Below are 7,074 nucleotides of genomic sequence, written 5' to 3'. Positions count from 1 at the left end.
CATCGTTCGCGATGCCGCAAGCTAGCGGCATGAGGGAGCGGCTAGCTTGACTTTGGCAAGCTTGTTGGTTATATTTAGGTTAGGCTAAATGATTTATTTGCGATTAGCTAGCATGTAATTATGGCATGGCTTAATAGCTAGAGAAGGGGTGCTTGGGGTGCAGAGTCCCGCGGCGGAAGAGTATTTGGAAGCCATATTTAAGCTCAATGAAAGCGAAGGTCCGGTTAAGCCTAGCCGCCTAGCTAGTTCCCTGGGCATTTCCCAGGCCAGCGTGACCGAAATGGTGCGGCGCCTGACCGAGCAGGATTTAGCCTCCAAGGATGAGGACAACAGCATCCGGCTTACCGAAAAGGGGCGGCGCACCGCCTTAAAGGTGGTACGCCGCCACCGGTTGGCCGAGCGCTTCCTTACCGACATTTTGGGCTTCTCCTGGGATACCGTCCACGACCAGGCTTGCCGGCTGGAGCACGCCATGTCCCAAGAGATGGAGGATGGGTTGGATCGGCTGCTGGAGTACCCCGACACCTGTCCCCACGGCCATCCTATCCCCAACCGGGAAGGGGAAGTGGCTTCCCGCCAACTGACTAGCTTGGCCAGCCTGGCCCCTGGGAAACGGGCGGTTATTGCCCAAGTCTCCGAAGATGACCCGGCCATGCTGCAATACCTGGCCAGCCTGGGGCTTCTCCCGGATACCGAGGTAACGGTGGAGGAAATTGCCCCCTTTGGGGGGCCAATCATGGTGGCGGTGGATAGTGCCCGCTATGCCATCGGCCGGGAGCTGGCCAGCAAGATTCAGGTAACAACACCGACGTCCAGCCCTCAATCAGCAGGCGACTAGGACTTCCTTAGGAGTGCCCCATGCGGCCAGCCGCACAGCCAGGCATGAAAAAAGCGTAGGGGTCCTGGGCGCTGGTTCGCAAGCAATCCAGCACTTAATCAGCAGCAAATAGGACTTAGTAAGGGGCCTTAGCGCCGGACTGGGCGATGCCTGGTGGACGGATAGGTGAATTGAGTGCTGGGCGCGTAGGATTACGGAGTGGAGGAACAGCGCCACAGCTGGAAACATATGTTTTTTCGAAGTAGGACGGTGGATAGATTGAGCGCTGAAGATAGAGGGCGTTTTCGTCACCGGCACTGCCACGGGATGCCAAGGGCGGGAAGGAAATGGGAGCCATCTGTGGCCCCAGAAGTTGGCGAGGTTACTATTGCCTTGGCCGGCAATCCCAATGTAGGCAAATCCACCATTTTTAGCCGCCTGACCAGCTCGGCCGTACTTACCGCCAACTACCCCGGCAAGACCGTGGCCGCCAATGCTGCCTATAGCTACCAGGATGGCGTCCGCATCCGCTGGGTGGATCTGCCCGGTGCCTATGCTTTGGGCGGCATTTCTGAAGATCAAAGGGAGGCCCGGCGGGCCCTTCTTCGGGAGCATCCCCAAGCAGTAATTGTCACCGTAGACGCCACCAACTTGGCCCGCAACCTCTACCTGGTACTGGAATTATTGGACATGGATTTCCCGGTGGTGGTGGCCCTCAACTTGGTCGACGAGGCCGCCCGCCGGGGCCTGGAAATCGATATCCAGAGGCTGTCCCAACTTCTGGGGGCACCAGTGGTGCCAACCGTAGCCGTGCGCGGTCAAGGCCTAGAGGAGCTGGTTAGAGCCGCCTTAAGTCTAGCTCAAGGCCGGGCCCAACTAGATGAGGGCACCAGGCCGCCAGCCCCGCCTTCGTCCCGGGTGGTTTATCCCCCTTGGCTTAAAGAGGGAATTGATCGGATTGTAGAGCTGTTGGAACGAGCTCGGCCCCAAACCCTGCCCGCTACCTCCCCGCCCTCCTTGCGGGCGGCGGCGCTCTTATTGTGGGAAGGGGACCCGGAAACTGAGGCTGCGTTTCAACAATTCCCGCAAGGCCGCGAAATACTGGCTTCGGTCAAGCCCATCATTGAAGCCGCAGGGGTAGATGCCAACCTGGCCTTAGTGAAAGAAAGATATAAGCTGGCCCGGAACATCGCCCAACAGGTCATCCGCACCGCCAGCGGCCCAATCCCAGGTGAGGCACCCACGGCGGCGGCCGAACCACCAGATTCAGCCCTGGCCAAGGGGTCACCGCCCGGGGACCACCGGCCAGCACCGGCAACGCCGGCAACGCCGGCCCCGGGCACCCTGGTCCAGCCCCAGCCTACCTGGGCCGAGCGCCTCTGGCACTATACCACGGCTCCCGTTAGCGGCTTAGCGATCCTGGTAGGGGTGGTAGCCAGCATCTTTCTTACCCTGTTCTTCTTAGGTAACCTTTTATCTGAAGCATTTACTTGGTTTTGGACAAGCTTAGTATCCCCAGTCCTAACCGGAGGCATACATGCGTTGTTTGGAACTGGGCTCTTAAGCCAAGTGTTGTACTGGGGGATAGACGCCGGCATCCAGAGCGCCTTAGCAGTAGGCATCCCGTACATCCTTACCTTCTACGTGCTTCTCGGGCTTTTGGAAGATACCGGCTACCTCAACTCGGTGGCCTTTTTGGCCGATCGGCTCATGCATTACCTGGGCCTGGACGGGCGGGCCGCTATTCCCTTAGCAGCTGCAGCTGGGTGCAACGTGCCGGCCATCATGGGAACCCAGGTGCTGCCCAACCTGCGGGATCGCACCATAGCCAGCACTTTGATCACCCTAATACCCTGCAATGCCCGATTAGCAGTGGTCATTGGCGCCGTATCCCATTACTTGGGTTGGCGGATAGCCCTGGCTATCTTGCTGGGCGAGATGTTGTTGGTGGTGAGCGTGGGGGTAGCCCTAGCCCATCTGCTGCCGGGACAGCCCCAGGGGATGATCCTGGAGCTATTTCCCTTCCGCATGCCCACCCTCCGGGTCACCTGGCAAAAGACCTGGATGCGCTTCAAGGATTATTTATTCATGGCCATGCCCCTAATTTTGGCCGGCAGCGCTGGCTTGGGGCTCTTATATGAAACCGGATGGATTTGGCGGCTTACTGGCCCCATGAACCCGGTGGTGGAGGGATGGTTAGGCCTGCCTGGCGCAGCCGGGTTAACCTTGCTCTTTGCCATCTTGCGTAAGGAAATGGCCATCCAATTCCTGGTGGTGCTGGCCACGGTTCAATATGGATCCCAGGCCAGCAACCTGCTTCACTTCATGACCCCACACCAGCTGATTATCTATGCCGTGGTCACCATCATCTACGTGCCCTGCGTAGCCACCATAGCTGCCCTGTGGCGAGAGCTGGGCGGCAAGAGGGCACTGGGCATATCCATTTTCACCATTGCCCTAGCCTTGGCCATCGGCACCCTGATGCACCATCTGGGGATATAGCCTGGGCTACCTCCCCGCCTACAAAGTACGCGCCAAACCAGCTCGGCTTACAACAGGCGCAGGCGCCTCCCCGCTGGCAAGTCATAACCGTCCCAACCCTCTAGTTCTGGGTTGAGCCTTTTTAGGGCTTCCCCAACCATCCCGTAGCGCTCGGCAATGGTATCCCAAGTATCTCCGGGCTGGATCAAGTAATAGCGAATACTGGCCCGGGGACCTGCTTCTCGTGCCGGCTGCTCGCCCCCCGCCGCCAGCTTCACCGCCTTGACCAGCTGCAACATCCGCGGCTCCATTACCCAGGCGGTAGCCCCTATCAACAGCTCCTCCTGCCAAGGAAAAGCCTCGGCTGGGTAGGTTTTATCGGCCACCTGCTGGCATATCTCCTCGGGATAGCTAGGGGCAGTCCGCTCCGCCTTTTCCACTCGGACCTCCACCCGCACCAGCAGTCCCGGCCGTGCTCCTGGCGCCCGGATCATAAATTCCACCGGATGATCGGGTGGGGAGTAGGAAAAGATGCCGCCATGGCAGTAATCCACTGCCAAAAACTCTTCCTTGAGCCGGGCAGCCACCATAACCTCGTCCTGACCAACCATGGTATCTTCGCGATTTAAGCAGATGTGCCAGGAGCTAGCAGCAAGCCTAGCCACCGGGCGGGGGAAAGCAATGGCTCGGGCCAACACTTCTTCTCCTTGACCCCAGGCCACAATTGCATCCACGGGATGCCTAGCCTTATCCACCACCAATCCCGGGGCTCGTACCTCAGTAACTGCTTCCAGCTGAGTCTCATTAACCAGCCGATAGAAAAGGTGGAATTGCATCTCTGACCGGGCCAGGTAGTAGCCCGAGACACGGGGTGGGTCACCAGTTGGGCCCGAGTCGCCGTCTAGCTCTTCGATCTCAGCGCCCAGGCCAACACTTTTCTCCTCCTCATCCCAATCAACTCTATTGGAAGTTGGGTAGCCGTAAACCTCCACCCGCATTCCCCGACCGGCTCCGGCCACCGGCAACTCGCCACTTATTGGTTCCTCCAAGGTCATTTCGTAAATGCGCCGGTTTTCCGCGGCCAAGTAGAGCAGCTGTTGCTGCCAGATGCCTTGGTAGGCGATCTTGCCTGGCTCCGCCCAGGCTCTGAGGTCGATCAACCTGGAGATGGCGCCCTTTAGTTGGGCGGCCGGGCGGGGGAAATGAATTTGTCGAGTAAGGGACAAATCCCGGCCACCCAAAGCTACCACCTGCTCCACCCGAAGCTTCTCCCTCCGTACCTTGGCGGCTATGCCTGGGACCTCCACTTGAGTGATTACATCCAACTCGTAGCTCTGCCTTACCTTGACCTCGAGCTCAACCAAAATGTCTTGACGAAAGCCATCGGCCATAATATTGAGCTTGGGCCCTTGGTCGGCTCCGCTTACTCCCTCAGCTGACTCAAGCTGGGGCTTTGCTTCACCAGTTGCCGGCTCCCTTCTTAGCTCGGCAGTGGGGGCTCCAGTCCCGGCCGAGCTTAGGCCTTCGGGCTCCTGCCGCCCCTTCGCCGGCTCCCTTCTTAGCTCCTCCTCGGATGGCTGCTGCCCCTTAACCTCCATCCGGGTGTACTCCATTCGCTCCACCCGAGCTCGAACTTCCGCCACTTGCCCCCGACTAGCGCCTGGGATTTCTACAAACTGGGAAAACTTCTCCTCCAGCTTAAGCTCACAAATCTCCCGGTTATCCATGGCCGGCACCCAGAAGAGCTGAACGGCGATGATGCCCTCCACTAAAACCTTATTATCCCGCACTCGCCCAGTTACCGCCTGGACTTGGGCGTGACTGCGCCATATTTGACCCACCGGCAGTGGAAAGCCCACCATTCGGCTCAAGGTCAAGTGGTGTATCCTTTCCCCGATCAAGCGTTCTAGCGCCAGTCGCTGTCTGGATATGCGGCAATTAGTCTCCCGAGCCACAGCTAGCCCCTCCTTCCGGCGACAACAGCTTCAGCAGTTGCTTTCTCGGCCTCTAGCTTGGCAATCAGCTCACGGATCACCGGACGAATGAAGGTGGCGATGCGCTCTCGGGTCCAGAAAATCCGATCCGGACTAGGCAGATCCTGGGCCTGCAAGCGGCGGTAAATGATCTCGCTCAAGATCTCGATCAGCTGGTCCAAACCCAGTTGGGCACCCTTATAAATCTCCAGCCCTTGTTGGATAGCTTCATAGACGATCTTGCGGATCTGTTCCCAGCCCTCCGGAGTCAGGCCTTCCCGCCGGTAAACCTGGTAGATCTGAAGGCCCGCCAGAATAGCAGTCAAAGCTATAAACAGGTAAGTAATAAACTGTAAGTCCAAAATAATCCACCCCCCGTGACCAGCCCGCCCCCATGCCGATTCAGGCTCCCCAGGGGTCTGCCGGGATGGGTCGCTTCCGGACCAACGCCCCAGCATCCTCCACTTGGCCTATGAGGCACTCCCCAGGAAGAATAGGCGGGAAGCATACCTTGCTACTTAATGGATATGCTTCCCGCTGGCAATCATGACAGTTTATCGCGGCGGTGGAGGCCGGGTTAGCACCTGGGGCCCCCAAATGCCGACTTCCCCGGTTTCTCCCAGCAGCACTTCCTGGTCGGGCTGGTCCACGTCACCGATTGACTAAACGCCTGTGCCAACTGCTTTTAGGTTTCTACAGCCAAGGGAGCCACACCCGAGGCAATGGTCTGGATATGGGAGAAGTCAAAGGACAAGAAACATGGGGGCCCGACCGGGAAATTGGCCTGGTATTTGGCGGTGTCCTCCAAGAAGGGATGCGGGTCAATCTTAACAAATTCATGGGTATGGCGTATAAAAAAACTACTAGGAAGCGATACTTCCTAGTAGTCGGGGGAAGAATAATTTAAGAACGATTAGCTAAGCTACCAATTCTGTATTCGCGGCCATCCCGGTTGACTGTAAGTTCTACGGACTCAGTCAGAACGTCGCTATAACTAAAAGAAATCCGTTGAACCGGGTTTTTCTGCTCTTCGATCTTGATTACAAAAATATGGGGATAGGTTTTCTCGAGGACCCCGGTTCGCTCTAATATTCTCTTGCGCCCGCGGTTGGCGCGCAGCCGAATCTTCTTACCGACAAAGCTATCAAGATCTTCCTTGATTTCGGCTAGTACATTCTTGCTTGCCACCGGATCACCCTCTCCTACTCGTGCCATATTCTTATTAATTATATAAGATTGCCCAGTACTCGTCAAGAGTTTTCTTGCCTGAGCCATTTGCGTTGTGGACGTTTTTTCGTCTGGCCGGATAAAGCTTATGCCAATGCGACGTGTTTTCCAGGCCATAAGATAATGTTCCGGGGCGGGTTTTAGCGTAAATAACCACCGTGCCCCCTGCCATCCCCAGCTAAAGGGCGCACTTATCCCTGGGAGCGCCTATTGGTTATTTTATTGGCTCAGATTAAGCTCGGTCAGGCCGCCCTTACCAGGCTCCTTATGCTCACTGGTTGTTTTTCTCGGATCCGGCCCACCGCCATGGCCAGCATCACCATCAGCGCCAGCATGCACCGTAACCTCATCTTTTTAAGGCCGCGGATGAAATGCTTCTCCAATCCATAGGCCCCATCCAGGCGGCTGTTTACCCTTTCTACCGCAGTGCGCTGCTTATAAAGAGTGGCCCATTTGTAGCTGGACCGGGCAACCGGGGTGAAGACCCGCCGGTCTTCCTTAAGGGGAATGCGCACTCCCCCGGTTAGGCGGCACTGTTTTTCCCCTTTACACTCTATACCATAATGTCGGGCCGGG

Annotated in this window: 7 protein-coding genes; 3 read left to right on the top strand and 4 right to left on the bottom strand. The window is 57.4% G+C overall.

Annotation, left to right across the window (positions count from 1 at the left end; translation table 11 throughout):
• Positions 1 to 157: 157 nt before the first annotated feature.
• Both H5U02_12950 and feoB read left to right on the top strand, forming a co-directional pair.
• Positions 158 to 838, top strand: a complete 681-nt coding sequence (locus tag H5U02_12950) for a metal-dependent transcriptional regulator (protein MBC7343328.1) — start codon at positions 158 to 160, stop codon at positions 836 to 838.
• A 228-nt stretch (positions 839 to 1,066) separates the two neighbouring features.
• Positions 1,067 to 3,319, top strand: a complete 2,253-nt coding sequence (gene feoB / locus H5U02_12945; protein MBC7343327.1) for a ferrous iron transport protein B — start codon at positions 1,067 to 1,069, stop codon at positions 3,317 to 3,319.
• Positions 3,320 to 3,366: 47 nt separating this feature from the next.
• On the opposite strand, the gene H5U02_12940 is transcribed toward feoB, so the two are convergent.
• Together H5U02_12940 and H5U02_12935 are read right to left on the bottom strand one after the other, a co-directional pair.
• The gene (locus H5U02_12940) at positions 3,367 to 5,253 is read right to left on the bottom strand and encodes a DUF3794 domain-containing protein (GenBank protein ID MBC7343326.1); all 1,887 of its coding nucleotides are present in this window, start codon (positions 5,251 to 5,253) and stop codon (positions 3,367 to 3,369) included.
• Between the two features lie 2 nt (positions 5,254 to 5,255).
• On the bottom strand, positions 5,256 to 5,633 hold the full coding sequence (locus H5U02_12935) for a hypothetical protein (GenBank protein MBC7343325.1): 378 nt from the start codon (positions 5,631 to 5,633) through the stop codon (positions 5,256 to 5,258).
• A 296-nt stretch (positions 5,634 to 5,929) separates the two neighbouring features.
• Between H5U02_12935 and H5U02_12930 the strand changes: the two genes are divergently transcribed.
• A complete protein-coding gene (locus tag H5U02_12930; protein MBC7343324.1) occupies positions 5,930 to 6,178 on the top strand; it encodes a hypothetical protein in 249 nt (82 codons plus the stop codon).
• Here H5U02_12930 and H5U02_12925 read toward each other — a convergent pair.
• Both H5U02_12925 and H5U02_12920 read right to left on the bottom strand, forming a co-directional pair.
• Complete coding sequence (locus tag H5U02_12925) at positions 6,175 to 6,486, bottom strand: Veg family protein (protein ID MBC7343323.1); 312 nt, start codon at positions 6,484 to 6,486, stop codon at positions 6,175 to 6,177. The two genes, H5U02_12930 and H5U02_12925, sit on opposite strands and share 4 nt — an antisense overlap.
• A gap of 254 nt (positions 6,487 to 6,740) precedes the next feature.
• Positions 6,741 to 7,074 (bottom strand): transposase (locus H5U02_12920; protein MBC7343322.1); only part of this gene is annotated, 334 nt, incomplete at its 5' end.

This window comes from Clostridia bacterium (assembly GCA_014360065.1).
In the GTDB taxonomy this organism is placed as follows: domain Bacteria; phylum Bacillota; class DSM-521; order Neomoorellales; family JACIYF01; genus JACIYF01.
The sequence above is the reverse complement of the archived record's forward strand: the minus strand, read 5'-3'. Positions and strand labels throughout refer to the sequence as shown.

What these genes read in the sequence shown, in the direction of transcription:
- feoB (MBC7343327.1), top strand. Translation starts at nt 1,067, where the DNA reads ATGTTTTTTCGAAGTAGGACGGTGGATAGATTGAGCGCTGAAGATAGA.
- H5U02_12925 (MBC7343323.1), bottom strand. Translation starts at nt 6,486, where the DNA reads ATGGCACGAGTAGGAGAGGGTGATCCGGTGGCAAGCAAGAATGTACTA.